The following is a 15,912-nucleotide window of genomic DNA, read 5'->3' as shown; positions in this document are numbered from 1 at the left end:
TTTGAGGCTCGACAAGTACCTTTCTAAAGGGCTAAATATTAGCCGAACAGACGCCAAAAAAATTATTAAATCCAATTTAGTTCGTGTCGAGAGTATCACTAAACCCAAAGCCGATTTAATTGTTAAAGGACAGACCGTACTTTATAAAAATGAGCCTGTTGTTTTACCCGGTAATGTTTATATTTTGCTAAATAAACCGAGCGGTTATATCTGTTCGACTCAAGATGAAGTCTATCCTAGCGCACTCAAATTAGTTGACTCCATCAATTGCAATCAACTTCACTTTGCTGGTCGGCTTGATGTTGATACGACTGGACTTGTTCTAATCTCCAACGATGGTGAATGGACGCATAGAATTACTTCGCCTCGGAAGAAGTGTAGTAAGCAATATAATGTGGAATTGGCAGACCCTGTTTCAGATGAGAGCATCAAATCTCTTGAAAACGGTATTCTTCTCAAAGGGGAAAGCAAAGCAACACGAAAATGTGTAATACAGAGGCTTGCGGACAGCAGGGTGTTGATCGAAATTAGTGAAGGAAAGTATCACCAGGTTAAAAGAATGTTTGCGGCAGTAGGGAACAGGGTTACTGCTTTGCAGAGAATAAAAGTTGGCGGGTTAGATTTATCTGAACTTGAAGTTGGAGAATGGCGCTATCTAGAAAAAGATGAAGTGAAATCTTTTGAGTGATTCATTTTCATTGTTAGAGTAGCCTGGATTGAATAAGTATTATTCCGCATGCCCATTGAATTTGGCATTAAAATGCTATCGCTTTATAGATTACTTGAGATAGAGATTTGATTAGTGGTGATTTGAGCGTCTGTGTACAATATGCTTACTTGGTAAGATGAGCTGTAAAAGCTAATGCATAAAGTAACTATTTAATATGGATTAAAAAGGCAGGTTAATGAGAGTTCTCGGTATTTTAGTTTTATCGCTTCTAATCGCTGGATGTGCGACTTACGCTCGATTGTTACCTAAAGATTACAAGGGGGCAGTCGCTTCGATAGACGATAGCTTTCAAAGGCAGAGTTTAAGTAACGCGAATTTTTTCTATATTAAACTAATAGATGGCAAGCCAATCTATCATGCGCTTGTTGCTTCTTCTCAGGCATCGGCTGGAAAAGGTTCCCGCTTGATTACTATGGGAGAGTCAAGGAATGTCCCTGTTAGACCAGTAAAATTATACATTGTTGGTCAAGTCCATCATGCAGCTATAATTGGATCTATTCTAAATTCCGAGACAAATTATATAGTCGAAGGAGAGTTTGAATTTACACCAGAAAAAGATGCTAAGTATCTTGTTAATGGAAGTTTGAGTAAGGATTATTCAGCGGTATGGATTGAGGATGTTAATGGAAATGTTGTATCAAATATTATCGAAAAAAGCTCCTCATCTTATGTTCCCAAGGCTAGAATGAAAGACCGGTCGGAGAAGAAGAAGCCTTCAAGAAAAGAGCTATTTCACAATCTAACAGGCGGAGAAAGTGAAAGATTAGTGGTCTCAAAAATTGGAAATCCTGATAAAGTTTTTAAAAACGAAGGGAATTTCTTTTCAGGAAGAGCTCCCAATGTTACTTATGAGTATGATTCTCTCGGTAAGATTCAGTTTAGTGCCCGAGATGACATCCCACTTTTTATCGACAAAGTCATACCTATAGTTAAGTGGTCAGGTAATATCTCATCAATAAAAACGCAGTTGAAAAGTTCCGGTGAGGCTCTTCAGCGATATGCTAAAAGTTACTATCAGCAAAGCGAGCTTCAAACAGATATATTGGATTTAATTGCAGCCAAAATTTGGGAAGCCAAAGACACTCAATCTCCCTATAACGTCGATGCAATTTCATGGCTATGTAAAGTCCTTGGAAAAAGCCATAACTCTCGCTACAGAACGCTGTTAGAAAATGTCGCAAGGATGGCAAATTCAAATAAACTACGAAAATATGCAAAGAGTAGTCTGGACTTATTACCAGAGACAAAAGTAGAGCAGTTTAGTGTCGTTAATAAGTGAGTTGGTGTTTTTTCTTTGAAACCAATAGCAAACTACTTAATCGAAGAGTAGTCACTATGAAGGCGTATCAAAAGGAATAATTCAGAAGTTCTGCATAGTTTATATAGCTTGAGATGGGCACTATTACGTCTGCCTGAGAGGTTGAAGCGAATACAAAAAATAATATAGAAAAAATGTTTGGTTGAGTTGCTGAATTAGTTTTGATGAGTTATCAACTCGCATTTTCCATCACTCTGCTTAATTAATCTGGCTTTAGAAACTTTCAAGCTAGCAAATCCAACCAGAACTTCGACATTACCCCGAAACTCGACGGAGTTTTCCAGTTTTAAAATTTCATCCGCTGTGACATTCACTTTACAACTATTGAGCTGAAGCTTGGAAATGCTGCTCTGTTTGAGTTCTCCGGCTGATACATTAACGGATAAAAAGTAGAGTGAAAATAAGGCAGATAAGGCCAATCGTCCAACATTGTGAATCGGTTTCTTATGGATTGGTCTTGATGTTTTCATTTCAGCAGCCTTTGTTGTTTTAGTCGATTTAGATAACTGCAGTAGCCGTTCGAGTATAGCTGAGTAAGATGTTCCTGTTAAGCTGAAAAAGATTGAATTTTAGAATATTGGCACCATTTTCGCTGAAAATGGTGCCAAATGACTAGATATACGCTAGATGAATAGAAAAGTATTATTGACGAGGATATTATTTTTGAATAATCACTTTTCTTGGGTGTCAAACCTCTGTTTTCTGTTTAAATTCGCATAAATCTTCAATGATACAAGAACCACATCTGGGTTTACGGGCAACGCACGTGTATCGACCATGCAAAATGAGCCAATGATGGGCATCCATCAGATATTCTTTGGGTACTAATCTTAACAGGCGCTTTTCTACTTCAACAACATCTTTACCTTTAGCTATTGCTGTTCGATTAGAAACCCTGAATATATGAGTGTCAACGGCCATCGTTGGTTGGCCGAAAGCCGTGTTTAAAACAACATTTGCAGTTTTTCTGCCCACACCGGGAAGTGCTTCGAGAGCCTCTCTGGTTTCGGGAACCTGAGAGTTATGTCTATCTATCAGGATTTTGCAGGTTTTTATGACGTTGGTTGCTTTACTGTTAAAAAGCCCAATGGTTTTTATATAGTCTTTTAACCCTTCAACGCCTAGTTGATATATTGCTTCCGGTGTATTTGCAACAGGGTAAAGCTTTCGCGTAGCCTTATTTACCCCGACATCGGTTGCCTGAGCTGACAAAATAACCGCTATTAGTAGTTCAAATGGGGTCGTGTATTCCAGCTCGGTTGTTGGATTTGGGTTTTCGGCTCTGAGACGAGCAAAAATTTGTTGTCTTTTTTCTTTATTCATTTTTACGACTAAATTTCAGTCAGTGATAGTTTAAGCATTTCGGTAATTTGTTCGACAATTGCTCGATTGGTTTCTTTGTCGAACTCATAGATACGCGGTGTATGAATGTGGCCCGTTGGAATTTTCGAGCCTAATTCATTGCGAAGGCGAATACTACGATAAGATATTTCGTTGGACAAGTATCCGCCGCCAGAGCCTTTGACGGCTATTTCTCCTGTCAACTCTTTGATATGTAAAGGTCTAAATGACTTTGTCAAAGTTGTTACCTGAGGGTTGTCTATAACTCTGAACTTTCCAGAAGCCTTAGTCATGCTCCTGACTGGCAGACTGAATTCTACAAACTCATTACCTTTGAGTTGGTTCCCATTCAAACTCGGGATTACTGGCTTTTCCAAGCTTCCGTTTCCATACGCATTATGGTTATCAGGAGCAGAGGCGCTTCGTCTAAGACCGGGAAAACGTTCGAGATCAAAGTCTTGCCTACCCATGCTTACTGTAGTCACCAGATCGACATTATTGGCTAGATAAAAATCTTCTAAAATACTTTCGATTAAACCATTGTCGAAATCACTGTATCGAACAGGTACAAGAAAAGTTTGAATTTCTGCTTTTTCGCCGTTCAGCTCGATAACTTGTCCGTCCAGTGACATTGCTGTTACGCCTGACGGGTTACTCTGAGCAATATTATTGTCCAGGAGAAAGGGGTCAAATCCGCTGAGCAATATCTTTTTAAAGCCGTTATTTCTAAATTTCAAGTCAAGTAGTCCGCGACTACCTTTTTCTATGATTTCCTGTAATAGTTTTAATTGCTGTAAAGATAAGTCTCTCTTTTTGGCATGAATTCGGACTACTGAAAGTAGCTTTAGTCTTTGCCAATAAAGGCTTCGATCATCGAAGGAATGACTGGTATGAAGTTGTTCTTTTGCTTGTACCCACAAAGCAGAGGCTGCTTTTTTAGCTACTGCTTTCGATTGTTCAAAGCTGTTGCAAGCACCTAGCTCCTGTTGCAAGACCTTAAAATGATCATCCAGTCTATTAGCCACCTCTTTTAGCTCTGATTGTGCAACATTAAGTCTTTCCTCTTCAACTATTGATGAATTGAAAAATAATCGAGCTTCTTTTGCATTTGGGGCCATATTCGGATAACAGCTAATCAAAAATATAAGGCTGACTAGCAAAAATGATTTTTGCATTACTACAGGTCCTGAATTAATTTTTTGTCGCACCTAGAACCAATTTTCGTTACGAGTTTCTATTTGTGTGCTGATTTTATCGAACCATTCTACCGCAGATCGCATAGGGATATAAGGTATCGTAATAGATTCGGAAGCCATATACAAAGTTAAAGTTGCTAAATTATTGCGTTTCTGTAGAAATGACTGGCTGATACTCACTCTTTGTACTTTGAACAAGGGAAGACAGGTATATCTGTATCCAATCACTCCTTTCCTGACGAAGCCAAAGTGACTTGTGATTTTATAACCAAGTTGCTTCCATTTCTGTCGATAAAATAGCCAAATAAGTGGTGTCAGGCTTAAAGGTAGTAAAGAGAGTAGACTCGAGCTATTTATCCATAGAATGATACTAAGAATAAATACCGGAACAGAAAGAATTAGAGTGTTCTTCCGGATGTAGCGACGGTCGACAGAGTCCAGCAGGTCGGGTAGTTTGTTTACACCGAGAAGTCGCTTTAACAATTCAATACTTTCCTGTCTGACTCGCGACGGTATTATGAAAAGGTTAGAGCGACTGCTTTCATTATTCACTTGAGTCGAAGCCTGTTTAATAGTGATATTTTCAGCTTTTAGCCAGAGCCCGATAAAATTTGTCTGAAAAGTCATAGCTTGAATTTTTGAGAGCTTTAATGATTCTTCGTGAGTTGAAATCAGCCCGCTATGTCTTCTTAAGGTATCTTTCTCTTGCGTTAAATGATATTTGTAAAAGCGTAATATTGAACCCGTAATCGAAAACAGCAGCATCACGAAAAGCAGTGAAAATAGAGCTACTGCAATTAATACCAGGCCACCTTTTAGGCCGCCACCGAAACTATTCACAAAAGCGTCAACGGTTTCGTCACCAATCCAATTTTCGATTACATCATCCAGCGCGCCAAACAAAGGGGCCAAGAAAATGAGAAACCAGAACATTGCGTTGCTGGTGAGCCCGTATTGAACCAATTGATTCAAATTTGCAGTAGCCAGGGTAGATGTCGAGGCAGATTCGATGGGCTCTGAGTTTTCAACAATACTATCTTCAAATTCAGGAGCTTTAGCTAGAATATTTTGCTTAATTTTTTCTGCGCTTTGTCTACTAATGCCTGCCAGATTCGCTTCATTACCTTTTGAACCGGCAGTTTCCAGGTTCAGTGTAACCAGATCAAATATTTTGAAGTAAACAGGCTGAATAATGTTAACGTTTTGGATCCGATCATGCTCAAGTGTTCTTTGCCTTTTCTTAAAAACGCCATCATTAATTAAAATCTTATCTTCTTGTAAACGATACTTAAAGAAAAGATACTGTAGGACGGCACTAACTATAGTGAGTAGGACAATGCCGGCGATGACCAGCCCAACAACCCAGGTCTTATTCTCGGAATTAAATATGAGTACACCTAAAGGTGCTAATCCGGGAAGAGCATCTTTGAGAATGCTGGAGATAGACTTTCCCAAAAAAAATAAAACCGATATAGGCGAGAGTCTGGACCATTGTTCTTGTGATTGATCAACGCTACTATCGACATTCTGACTAGTCTTCATAGATTGTCTCTTGCACTTTATTCAACGGGATTTGCTTTTCAATAGATTCAAGAGCCTTCGAGCGGAGCTTTTCAGTTATCTCGACAGGTAACCCAGAAATTTTTAAGTCAGCGTGTGAACCACCGGCCGTAAAAAACTTAATACTTCCTAGCCCGAAATATCTTTCAATAGGGCCATTCGAAAGGTCGATATGCTGAACTCGTTTAAAGCTCACGCCTGTTTGTGTTTTCCAAAAAATCCCTCGTTTATAAAGTATATCCTTTTCTCTCAGGGCGTAGCCCTTTGCCTTGGCACCCAAATAGGTTATTACCAATGACAAAATAAAAATGGGAGCCAGCAGAAAGTACAGCCACAAAGGTGGCGTTACTGATTTAAATAAAGTTAACAAGAAAGCACCACCAGCCAATATTATCCATAATAACAAGCTTTCCAATACACTTAAGATCGCATATTTGTTCGCCAATGGAGAAAAGGCAATGTTTGCTATCGATGGAATAGTGTCCAGGTCTATCGGTCTGTTCATTAAAACCACTTCGGAATCACTCATTTTAAATCTCTACGGCTCTATAGGTAAAATGTTAACGTTTTATTGAAACCTGATATTCCCGAACTCACAAACTGAAATTGACCAATTTTAAAATAAGCTGGGTCTATCAATGGTATATTACGCAATCTTTGTTGGATATGGTAGAGTGCGCATTAGTCGGGCCTGAACCTCTGTTTGATTATTCTGGGAGGGCAGGTATCTTTCCGTTTATAGAGGTCAAAAAACAACCAAATGAATATCAATAGCAATTTTGATGGTGGAAATATTCGTGTAGTTAATAGCCAGGATCCTTCAAATATTGAGCTGGAAATTAACAAGGATAATAATAGTGAGTTTTATCAATGGTTCTATTTTCGATTAACCGGAGCTGAAGGTATTGATTGTCGCCTAAATATTACTAATGCAAAAGGCGCAGCCTATCTGGATGGTTGGAATGGCTATCAGGCCGTCGCATCTTATGACAGACAATTTTGGTTCAGAGTACCTACAAAATTTGAAAATGGTGTCCTGACAATTGAACATATGCCAGAGTATGAGTCTGTCTACTATGCTTACTTTGCTCCTTATTCAATGGAAAGACTCGCGGATTTTATCAGTTGGACATTGTCAGATTCAAAAGTTCGTTTGAAAACTTTAGGTCAATCTCTCGATGGTCAGGATATCGATCAGTTGGTGGTCGGCTCTGACGACGCAGGTAAGAAAAAAATCTGGATTCAGGCTCGTCAGCATCCAGGTGAAACTCAAGGTTCATGGTGGATGGAAGGGTTTGTTCAACGTTTACTCGATGAAGATGAACCGATTTCCAGATATCTGTTGGATAGAGCTGTTTTCTATATTACTCCAAATATTAATCCTGACGGGAGTCGACGCGGACATCTTAGAACCAATGCTGCCGGTGCTAACCTGAACCGAGAATGGATGGAACCATCGATGGAGAGAAGTCCTGAGGTATACTTGATGCGTCAGCAAATGGAGAAAATCGGAGTCAATTTCTGTCTGGATGTACATGGAGATGAAGGACTACCTTATAATTTTATTGCCGGGAGTGAAGGAACTAGCGTCTGGAATGAACATTTAGCCAACTTACATGATACTTTTGGCGAGACCTATATGGCTGCAAATCCAGACTTTCAGACTGAGTTTGGTTATCCAAAAGACAACCCCGGAGAAGCTAATATAACGGTTTGTACCAACTATATTACTGAGACCTTTAAATGTTGTGCCATTACACTGGAAATGCCATTTAAAGATACTGCTGATACGCCTCAACCAATTCAGGGCTGGTCTCCAGAAAGATGTATTAAGCTGGGGGAGAGTGCAATCGATGCAATTTATGCGATTGTCGATGACCTATAGTCGCGGAATATTTATACTCCTAAGAGATATTAAAGTTGTAAAGCATATATTCAGAAGTAACTGACACACTATTGTCGGAAATAATTGATGAAACGCTGGAAAGGCCGCGAAAGCGGCTTTTCTTTTATTAGAGATGATAGTAGTGAGCTTTTGAATGTAAGCTTAACTTAGTATACATTTAGTAACTAAAATAAATGGAAAAGAACAATCGGATGGCTGATAACAACTCAACACAATATGATATGGATGAATCACTCAATGTATTTAATGAGCCACTTATTCCTTGCTCTAATGATCCTGTGACCGGTTTTTTCAGGGATGGTTGTTGTAATACCAACGAGGAAGATGTCGGTTCTCATACTGTTTGTGTTGAAGTTACTCAAAAGTTTTTGGAGTATTCTCGCTTTAAAGGCAATGACCTGTCGACACCAGTTCCTGAGTTTGGTTTTCCCGGTTTAAAGCCCGGTGATGCATGGTGTTTATGTGCTGCCAGATGGTTGGAGGCATATGAAGCAGATATGGCACCTCGGGTTTTTTTACAAAGAACACATAAACGAGCGCTTGAAATTGTTCCGATGGAAATTCTAAACCAATACGCAAAAGATCTTAATTAGTTTCTTTATCGATTCAATCAGGGAGGTTGGATGAGTACCAAAATTACTTGGTTATCCGTGTTTTTCGTTACTCTGATATGGTCTGGGATTGGCCCAAAAGATCAACTTACCTGGTTTTTGGAAGTCTTGCCTGCAATTATAGGGCTAGTGATCATATTGGCTACTCGGGCTCGATTTCCTCTCACATCCTTACTCTATTTTTTGATCCTGGTTCACTCGCTGGTACTTATGGTGGGTGGGCATTATACCTACGCTGAAGTTCCACTTGGAGAGTGGTGCAAAAGCTGGTTTGGATGGGAGCGTAATAATTACGATAAACTGGGGCATTTTCTACAAGGTTTTGTTCCTGCAATATTGGCGCGGGAATTGTTCATTCGACATAATGTCGTCAACGGGAATGGCTGGCGGCATCTTTTTATTATCTCAGTTTGTCTTGGCTTTAGCGCTTTTTATGAATTAATCGAGTGGTGGGTCGCGTTGCTATCAGATGAAGCGGCTGATTCATTCCTTGGAACTCAGGGATATATATGGGATACCCAGTCGGATATGATGTACGCTTTGACTGGCGCAGTAACGGCGCTGCTAACCTTATCTCAATTTCACAACAGGCAATTAAGTCTATTGAAAAGAGCTGATTTTGAATGAAGCCTGCTAAACTCGATAGGTAAGCTGTCTTAATCCACAAGCCGTTTAGGTCGAATGTTGTTGATAGCCGGTCACCTTCATCTTTAATTGAAAAGAGGGTATGTAATGGGTAAACGAAGTGAATACAAAAACGGAACCTTTTGTTGGCCTGAACTGGCCACCAGCGATACCGATAAAGCCAAAGAGTTTTATAGTGAAGTAATGGGGTGGACTACAACAGATATGCCACTGGAATGCGGTGGCTACTACTCAATGTGGCAATTAGGTGAAGACGTTATTGGCGCCATGTATAAACTTGTGGATGATCAAATCAAACAAAACATTCCGCCGCACTGGATTGGATATGTCTCTGTCGACTCTATCGAAGAGACAATCAAAAAAATCAATTCGCTCAATGGCAAAATACTAATGGGACCGGCTGATGTTGGTGATGCTGGTCGTATGGCATTTGTTCAGGATCCTCAGGGTGCAAACTTTGCGTTATGGCAAGGGCTCAACAATAAAGGGGCAAGCCTGGTTAACGATCCAGGCTCTTTATGCTGGAATGAGTTGGCAACCAAGGATATCGAAGCTGCGAAAAGTTTTTATTGCGGTGTATTCGGCTGGACTGTGCAGACCGATGACTCAGTTGATCACCAATACACAGTCTTCTATAACGGTGAAGCCATGGCTGGCGGTATGATGGAAATGACTGAAGAGTGGGGGGATATGCCACCGCACTGGATGATATATTTTTCAGTCAAAGATACCGACAGGCAATGCGAGGTGATTGAAAAGTCAGGTGGTAATGTTTGTGTGCCACCTATGGATATAGATAATATTGGTCGTTTCGCAGTTGTAAACGATCCACAGGGAGCAACTTTTTCAATTATCGACCTGAACTCTCCAGATCCTTAAGTTTTATGATAGAGCATTTAAATAAAAAATGCTATTTTGTCGACAATTTGGCTGCATATCATTGACTGGATATTAAATATTGCTATTATTGTCGACAATTTCGGTATCTTAAGTCTCTCAATATGGTTCAAGCCGTACAACCCATAACTTCAGCAGATAAAACTTTTATCCAGCTAAGACGAGATATCGTCGAAGGCGAAATTCCTGCATCATCCAAGTTAAGCGAAGTCGAACTGTCGACAAAATATGAAGTTAGTCGTGCCGTAATCCGGGAAGCGATAAACAGACTTGAGTCTTGCCGACTGGTGGAGCGAAAGCCCAACGTGGGTGCCAGGGTCGTATCATTAACACCTCAAGGGTTGAAAGAGCTTTATCAGGTCAGGGAATCGCTTGAAGGGATGGCGGCCAGATTGGCCGCGGTTAACATGTCTGAGGAAGAAATAGATGATTTAAGAGCGCTGCTTGATACCCACTTTAAAAATGTTAAAGAGGCTGAAAATTATTATCAGGAAGCGGGAGATCTCGATTTTCATTACCGTATTATTTTGGGCAGCAAGAATGCACAACTCATGTCCATTTTGTTTGATGGAATTTACCACTTGATTCGAATGTATCGAGTACAGCTGGGTATGGCCGGACCAAGGATAACGACTGCTTTTGATGAACACAGAAATATTGTCAACGCCATTGCCAATCGAGATCCGGAGCTCGCTGAAATGCTGATGCGCAGGCATATTCAATATAGCGGAAATGTACATCAAGAGAACCTGACCAAAAATTCGGCTAAATCCATAAGCTGATTTAAGTGTAAATGGCCAAGAGCTAAGAGCCCTACACAATGAAATATTAACAAAAAGCTATATTTAAGACCTTGATACATAAATAAGATTATTGTTTAAGTAAAATTTTTCAAGTATCGAATGAGTAAAGATTAATCCCGTTTTAAATTAACCGTTTGGACAAAAATATGAATCAAAATTATAGAAAATCATTAGAAGGTAGTAATCTCGACTATTTCGACGTAAGAGCTGCTATCAATGATATCGCTGATGGTGCTTACCAAAGTTTGCCATATACTTCACGTGTTTTAGCTGAAAACCTCGTCCGTCGTTGCCAGCCGGAGTCTTTGACTGACTCATTGAAGCAAATTATTGAACGAAAGCGCGAACTGGACTTTCCATGGTTCCCGGCTCGTGTTGTTTGTCATGATATTCTGGGGCAGACTGCTTTAGTTGATTTAGCAGGGTTGAGAGATGCTATTGCAGATAAAGGAGGAGACCCTTCCAAAGTTAATCCAGTAGTTCCGACACAGTTAATTGTGGACCATTCTCTGGCCGTCGAGCACGCCGGTTTTGAAAAAGATGCGTTTGAGAAGAATCGTGCTATAGAAGATCGACGTAACGAAGATAGATTTCACTTTATTAACTGGACAAAAACGGCATTTAAAAATGTTGACGTCATTCAGCCAGGCAACGGCATTATGCATCAGATTAATTTGGAGAAAATGTCTCCGGTAGTGCACGCTCGTGATGGTGTTGCTTTCCCCGATACTCTGGTTGGTACAGATAGTCATACACCCCATGTTGATGCTCTCGGGGTTATCGCGGTCGGAGTTGGAGGGCTGGAAGCTGAAAGTGTCATGTTAGGACGAGCTTCCTACATGCGTCTACCCGATATTGTTGGCGTAGAACTGACTGGCAAGAGACAGCCAGGGATTACTGCTACTGATATTGTTCTTGCCATTACTGAGTTTTTAAGAAAAGAAAGAGTGGTGGGGGCCTATCTTGAATTTTATGGTGAAGGAGCGCGAGATTTAACTTTGGGAGATCGTGCAACAATTTCTAATATGACGCCCGAATTTGGCGCGACTGCAGCGATGTTCTATATCGATGAGAAAACCATTGATTATTTAAAGTTGACAGGACGAGATGATGAACAAGTCAAACTCGTTGAAAACTATGCAAAAACTGTCGGTTTGTGGGCAGACGATCTGGAAAATGCTGAATATGAGCGTGTTTTAAAGTTTGATCTTTCTAGCGTTTGTCGAAATATTGCCGGCCCTTCAAATCCTCATCGTCGAGTGGCAACTTCTGAACTGGGCGCGCAAGGAATTACCGGTTCAGTTGAAATGCCGAGTGATGAAAACTGGAAAGGCAGTATGCCCGATGGAGCCTGTATTATTGCCGCGATTACCAGCTGTACCAATACATCTAATCCGCGTAATGTTATCGCAGCCGGATTACTAGCGCGTAATGCCAACGCCAAAGGTTTGTCTCGTCGTCCCTGGGTAAAAACATCTCTGGCTCCCGGCTCAAAAGCGGTACAGCTTTATCTGGAAGACTCAAATCTTCTGCCTGAACTTGAGAAGCTTGGTTTCGGGATTGTTGCGTTTGCCTGTACTACCTGTAACGGTATGAGCGGCGCGCTTGATCCGGAAATCCAGAAAGAAGTGATTGACCGCGATCTGTATGCAACAGCGGTTCTTTCAGGAAATCGAAATTTTGACGGTCGTATCCACCCTTACGCCAAACAAGCATTTTTGGCGTCACCTCCATTAGTAGTCGCCTACGCAATTGCCGGTACCACACGCTTTGATATCGAAAAAGATGTGCTGGGACATGATGAGCAGGGCAACCCGGTAACGCTTAAAGACATCTGGCCTACCGATGAAGAAATCGATGCGGTAATTGCTGAGCATGTAAAGCCGGAGCAATTTAAATCTGTTTATGAGCCAATGTTTGATTTAAAGGTTGATTACGGAGCAGACAACAATCCACTTTACGACTGGCGTGAAATGAGTACCTATATTCGAAGACCCCCGTACTGGGAAGGTGCATTGGCTGGTGAAAGAAGCATGAAAGGAATGCGACCCTTAGCTGTGTTAGGCGACAATATTACAACGGATCACCTGTCGCCTTCGAATGCTATTTTAGCCAGTAGTGCGGCAGGTGAGTACCTGGCAAAAATGGGGCTGCCGGAAGAGGATTTTAACTCTTACGCGACTCACCGCGGCGATCACTTAACCGCGCAAAGAGCAACATTCGCTAATCCGAAACTGTTTAACGAAATGGTTAAAGACGAAAATGGGGAAGTTAAACAGGGCTCGCTTGCTCGGATAGAACCGGAAGGTGAGGTCACTCGTATGTGGGAAGCGATTGAAACCTATATGAACCGAAAACAGCCGCTTTGTATCATCGCTGGTGCCGATTATGGTCAGGGTTCTTCGCGAGACTGGGCTGCGAAAGGCGTGCGTCTGGCCGGGGTCGAGGCTATTGTTGCTGAAGGTTTCGAGCGTATTCACCGTACAAACCTGATAGGTATGGGTGTTCTTCCACTTGAATTTGTTAATGGTGAAACCCGTCACACCTACAACATTGATGGTACTGAAACTTTTGATGTAGTGGGTGAGCCTGCACCGGGTGCAATGCTAAAAGTTGTAATTCATCGGAATGACGGCGAAGAAGTAGAAGTGCCTGTTAAGTGTCGTCTGGATACCGCGGAAGAAGTTTCAATTCATGCCGCTGGCGGTGTTTTACAAAGGTTTGCTCAAGATTTTCTTGAATCTGAAGGTAAATAGTAAAAGCTAAGAAGTCTGAAAGACTTTAAATAGTATGACTTTTGGTGATCAGAACCTATAACATCTGATCTGATAAGGTCAGATCTAGTCCAATTCTCTTTTGGATAGAAGGGAATTGGACTTAATAATCAATTTTTTCAGGAAAAATCACATGACTTCCGAACAGAAACTTCATGTACCCCAAATTAAAGTGCCGGCAACTTATATGCGTGGCGGTACCAGTAAAGGAGTGTTTTTTAAACTGACTGATCTGCCACAATCTGCTCAGGTTGCCGGTGATGCGAGAGACAATTTGCTGCTTCGAGTTATCGGCAGCCCTGACCCATATGGAAAACAGACAGATGGTATGGGAGGTGCGACTTCGAGTACCTCGAAAACGGTCATTCTGTCGAAAAGTGACCAACCAGGTCATGATGTCAACTATCTTTTTGGCCAGGTCTCTATCGATAAGCCCTTTGTCGACTGGAGCGGTAATTGCGGTAACTTGACTGCGGCAGTTGGCTCATTTGCAATCTCAAATGGTCTGGTTGACGCAGCACGTATTCCAGAAAATGGCATTGCTGTTGTACGTATATGGCAGGCTAATATAGAAAAGACGATCATTGCTCACGTACCAATAACTAATGGTGAAGTTCAAGAGACTGGTGATTTTGAACTGGACGGCGTGACATTCCCTGCTGCAGAGGTCAAGGTAGAGTTTGTTGACCCGACTGACTCGGCATTATTTCCCACCGGAAATTTAGTCGACGATTTGGAAGTGCCCGGAATTGGAACCTTTAAAGCGACTATGATCAATGCCGGTATTCCAACAATATTCCTGAATGCAGAGGATATCGGGTATAGCGGTTGTGAGTTGCAAGATGCCATTAATAATGACGAAGACGCATTAGCCAGATTTGAGTCTATTCGTGCCCATGGCGCAATAAAAATGGGACTTATTGAAACGCTTGAAGAAGCTGCCAGTCGTCAACATACTCCCAAGGTCGCTTTTGTAGCTGCACCGATGGCTTATCATTCTTCGAGTGGTAAAGCTGTTGCTGAAAAGGATATCGATCTTAATGTTCGAGCGCTCAGCATGGGCAAGTTACATCACGCAATGATGGGGACCGCGGCTGTTGCTATTGCTACTGCATCGGCCATCCCGGGAACATTAGTAAATCTAGCTGCTGGTGGCGGAGAGCGTGATTCAGTGGTTTTCGGACATCCATCGGGCACTCTTAAGGTTGGCGCTGAGACTCTTGAAGAAAATGGCGAATGGCAGGTTAAGAAAGTTGCAATGAGCCGTAGTGCAAGAGTATTGATGGAAGGATGGGTTCGAGTACCTGGAGACTGTTTCTAGTTTTTGAAACCATAGAATTAAATAAGCTTTTGTCAAACCACATAAAGCTTCAAGATCATAAATAATGAAATAAGCTCTTTAAAAGTCCTGAATCAATAGTGAATCAGGACTTTTAGTTTATTTTTTCGGTTTTACCAACTTTTTCTAATCGCCTGTCGACTTAAGTATCAGAACACAATAATTGACAGGAGATTTTAATGAATCCTTTTCGCAAACCCGTTCTTAACAAATTTGCCACGTTTGGCGCTAGCCTGGTAGTAGTTCTTGGGACTCAGCTTTCAGTCAATGCTATGTCAAATACTGACCTTGCTGCTGAAAATAAGTCCACCTCAAAAGAAGTCTCTGTTCATCGCTTTGGTCACGGCGATAGAACGCTAATTATTGATGGTAAAGTCATTAAGTGGGAACAACTATCAAAAGAACAACAAGATAGAATCATTACTGCTGAAAAGAATCTGGAAGCAGTTGAAAAAAAGATTCAAATCGATGAAAAGAAAGTCGAGGAAATCAGCAGGAAAATGGAAGAAAGAGCAAGGTTTATTGAGGCTGAAGTGGAAAAGCTGGAAGCCGTTACAGTTCAAATGGAAAGCAAAGAAGTTTCTTTACGTGACCTTAGTAGACTTTCTGCAGAATTGAGCGAAAAAGTAAAAGTAAATGAAGAGGCAATGCGCGAAAAAGAGAGAGAAATGCGTAAGCTCGGCGAAGAAATGGAAAAACTGCATGATTTTGACTTCACTGAAATAGAACAAAGAGCAAAAGAGCTTGAAAAAGTTGTTGAAGAAATAGCTGCTGAGTTTTAAATATTTTTGT

Annotated in this window: 15 protein-coding genes; 10 read left to right on the top strand and 5 right to left on the bottom strand. The window is 41.1% G+C overall.

All coding sequences use genetic code 11. The annotated features are described in order from the left end of the window. Position 1: 1 nt before the first annotated feature. Both IYN84_RS05810 and IYN84_RS05805 read left to right on the top strand, forming a co-directional pair. Positions 2 to 688 carry a pseudouridine synthase gene (locus IYN84_RS05810; RefSeq protein ID WP_196138211.1) on the top strand — a complete coding sequence of 229 codons (687 nt, stop codon included), beginning with the start codon at positions 2 to 4 and terminating at the stop codon, positions 686 to 688. Positions 689 to 905: 217 nt separating this feature from the next. Further along, the gene (locus tag IYN84_RS05805; protein WP_196138210.1) at positions 906 to 2,009 is read left to right on the top strand and encodes a hypothetical protein; all 1,104 of its coding nucleotides are present in this window, start codon (positions 906 to 908) and stop codon (positions 2,007 to 2,009) included. A gap of 194 nt (positions 2,010 to 2,203) precedes the next feature. Here the strand turns inward: IYN84_RS05805 and IYN84_RS05800 are convergent, their stop codons facing one another. The 5 genes from IYN84_RS05800 to IYN84_RS05780 form a co-directional block, all read right to left on the bottom strand. Next, positions 2,204 to 2,518 (bottom strand): hypothetical protein, encoded by a 315-nt coding sequence (locus IYN84_RS05800; protein WP_196138209.1) that lies wholly within the window; start codon positions 2,516 to 2,518, stop codon positions 2,204 to 2,206. A 217-nt stretch (positions 2,519 to 2,735) separates the two neighbouring features. Next, complete coding sequence (gene nth, locus IYN84_RS05795) at positions 2,736 to 3,371, bottom strand: endonuclease III (protein WP_196138208.1); 636 nt, start codon at positions 3,369 to 3,371, stop codon at positions 2,736 to 2,738. 8 nt (positions 3,372 to 3,379) lie between these two features. Continuing rightward, positions 3,380 to 4,564 (bottom strand): hypothetical protein, encoded by a 1,185-nt coding sequence (locus IYN84_RS05790; protein WP_196138207.1) that lies wholly within the window; start codon positions 4,562 to 4,564, stop codon positions 3,380 to 3,382. A 33-nt stretch (positions 4,565 to 4,597) separates the two neighbouring features. After that, entirely contained in the window at positions 4,598 to 6,127 is a 1,530-nt protein-coding gene (locus IYN84_RS05785) for a PH domain-containing protein (RefSeq protein ID WP_196138206.1), read from the bottom strand. Further along, entirely contained in the window at positions 6,117 to 6,674 is a 558-nt protein-coding gene (locus tag IYN84_RS05780; protein WP_196138205.1) for a PH domain-containing protein, read from the bottom strand. The genes IYN84_RS05785 and IYN84_RS05780 overlap by 11 nt, the downstream gene beginning before the upstream one ends. 231 nt (positions 6,675 to 6,905) lie before the next feature. On the opposite strand from IYN84_RS05780, the gene IYN84_RS05775 reads away from it, so the two are divergent. The 8 genes from IYN84_RS05775 to IYN84_RS05740 all read left to right on the top strand — a co-directional run bounded on the left by IYN84_RS05775 (position 6,906) and on the right by IYN84_RS05740 (position 15,902). Then, on the top strand, positions 6,906 to 8,030 hold the full coding sequence (locus tag IYN84_RS05775) for a M14-type cytosolic carboxypeptidase (protein WP_196138204.1): 1,125 nt from the start codon (positions 6,906 to 6,908) through the stop codon (positions 8,028 to 8,030). A 212-nt stretch (positions 8,031 to 8,242) separates the two neighbouring features. Then, positions 8,243 to 8,644, top strand: coding sequence for a DUF2237 family protein (locus IYN84_RS05770; RefSeq protein WP_196138203.1), 402 nt, complete (start codon positions 8,243 to 8,245; stop codon positions 8,642 to 8,644). 30 nt (positions 8,645 to 8,674) lie between these two features. Next, the gene (locus tag IYN84_RS05765) at positions 8,675 to 9,289 is read left to right on the top strand and encodes a DUF2238 domain-containing protein (RefSeq protein WP_196138202.1); all 615 of its coding nucleotides are present in this window, start codon (positions 8,675 to 8,677) and stop codon (positions 9,287 to 9,289) included. A gap of 105 nt (positions 9,290 to 9,394) precedes the next feature. Then, positions 9,395 to 10,186, top strand: coding sequence for a VOC family protein (locus IYN84_RS05760; RefSeq protein WP_196138201.1), 792 nt, complete (start codon positions 9,395 to 9,397; stop codon positions 10,184 to 10,186). Positions 10,187 to 10,308: 122 nt separating this feature from the next. After that, positions 10,309 to 10,986, top strand: coding sequence for a GntR family transcriptional regulator (locus tag IYN84_RS05755; protein WP_196138200.1), 678 nt, complete (start codon positions 10,309 to 10,311; stop codon positions 10,984 to 10,986). Between the two features lie 167 nt (positions 10,987 to 11,153). After that, positions 11,154 to 13,763: a Fe/S-dependent 2-methylisocitrate dehydratase AcnD gene (gene acnD / locus IYN84_RS05750; protein ID WP_196138199.1), complete on the top strand. Its 2,610-nt coding sequence runs from the start codon at positions 11,154 to 11,156 to the stop codon at positions 13,761 to 13,763. Between the two features lie 151 nt (positions 13,764 to 13,914). Then, positions 13,915 to 15,102, top strand: a complete 1,188-nt coding sequence (gene prpF, locus IYN84_RS05745; protein ID WP_196138198.1) for a 2-methylaconitate cis-trans isomerase PrpF — start codon at positions 13,915 to 13,917, stop codon at positions 15,100 to 15,102. 197 nt (positions 15,103 to 15,299) lie between these two features. Next, complete coding sequence (locus IYN84_RS05740; protein ID WP_196138197.1) at positions 15,300 to 15,902, top strand: hypothetical protein; 603 nt, start codon at positions 15,300 to 15,302, stop codon at positions 15,900 to 15,902. Positions 15,903 to 15,912 lie beyond the last annotated feature (10 nt).

The organism is Aliikangiella sp. G2MR2-5 (genome assembly GCF_015687155.1).
In the GTDB taxonomy this organism is placed as follows: domain Bacteria; phylum Pseudomonadota; class Gammaproteobacteria; order Enterobacterales; family Kangiellaceae; genus Aliikangiella.
The sequence above is the reverse complement of the archived record's forward strand: the minus strand, read 5'-3'. Positions and strand labels throughout refer to the sequence as shown.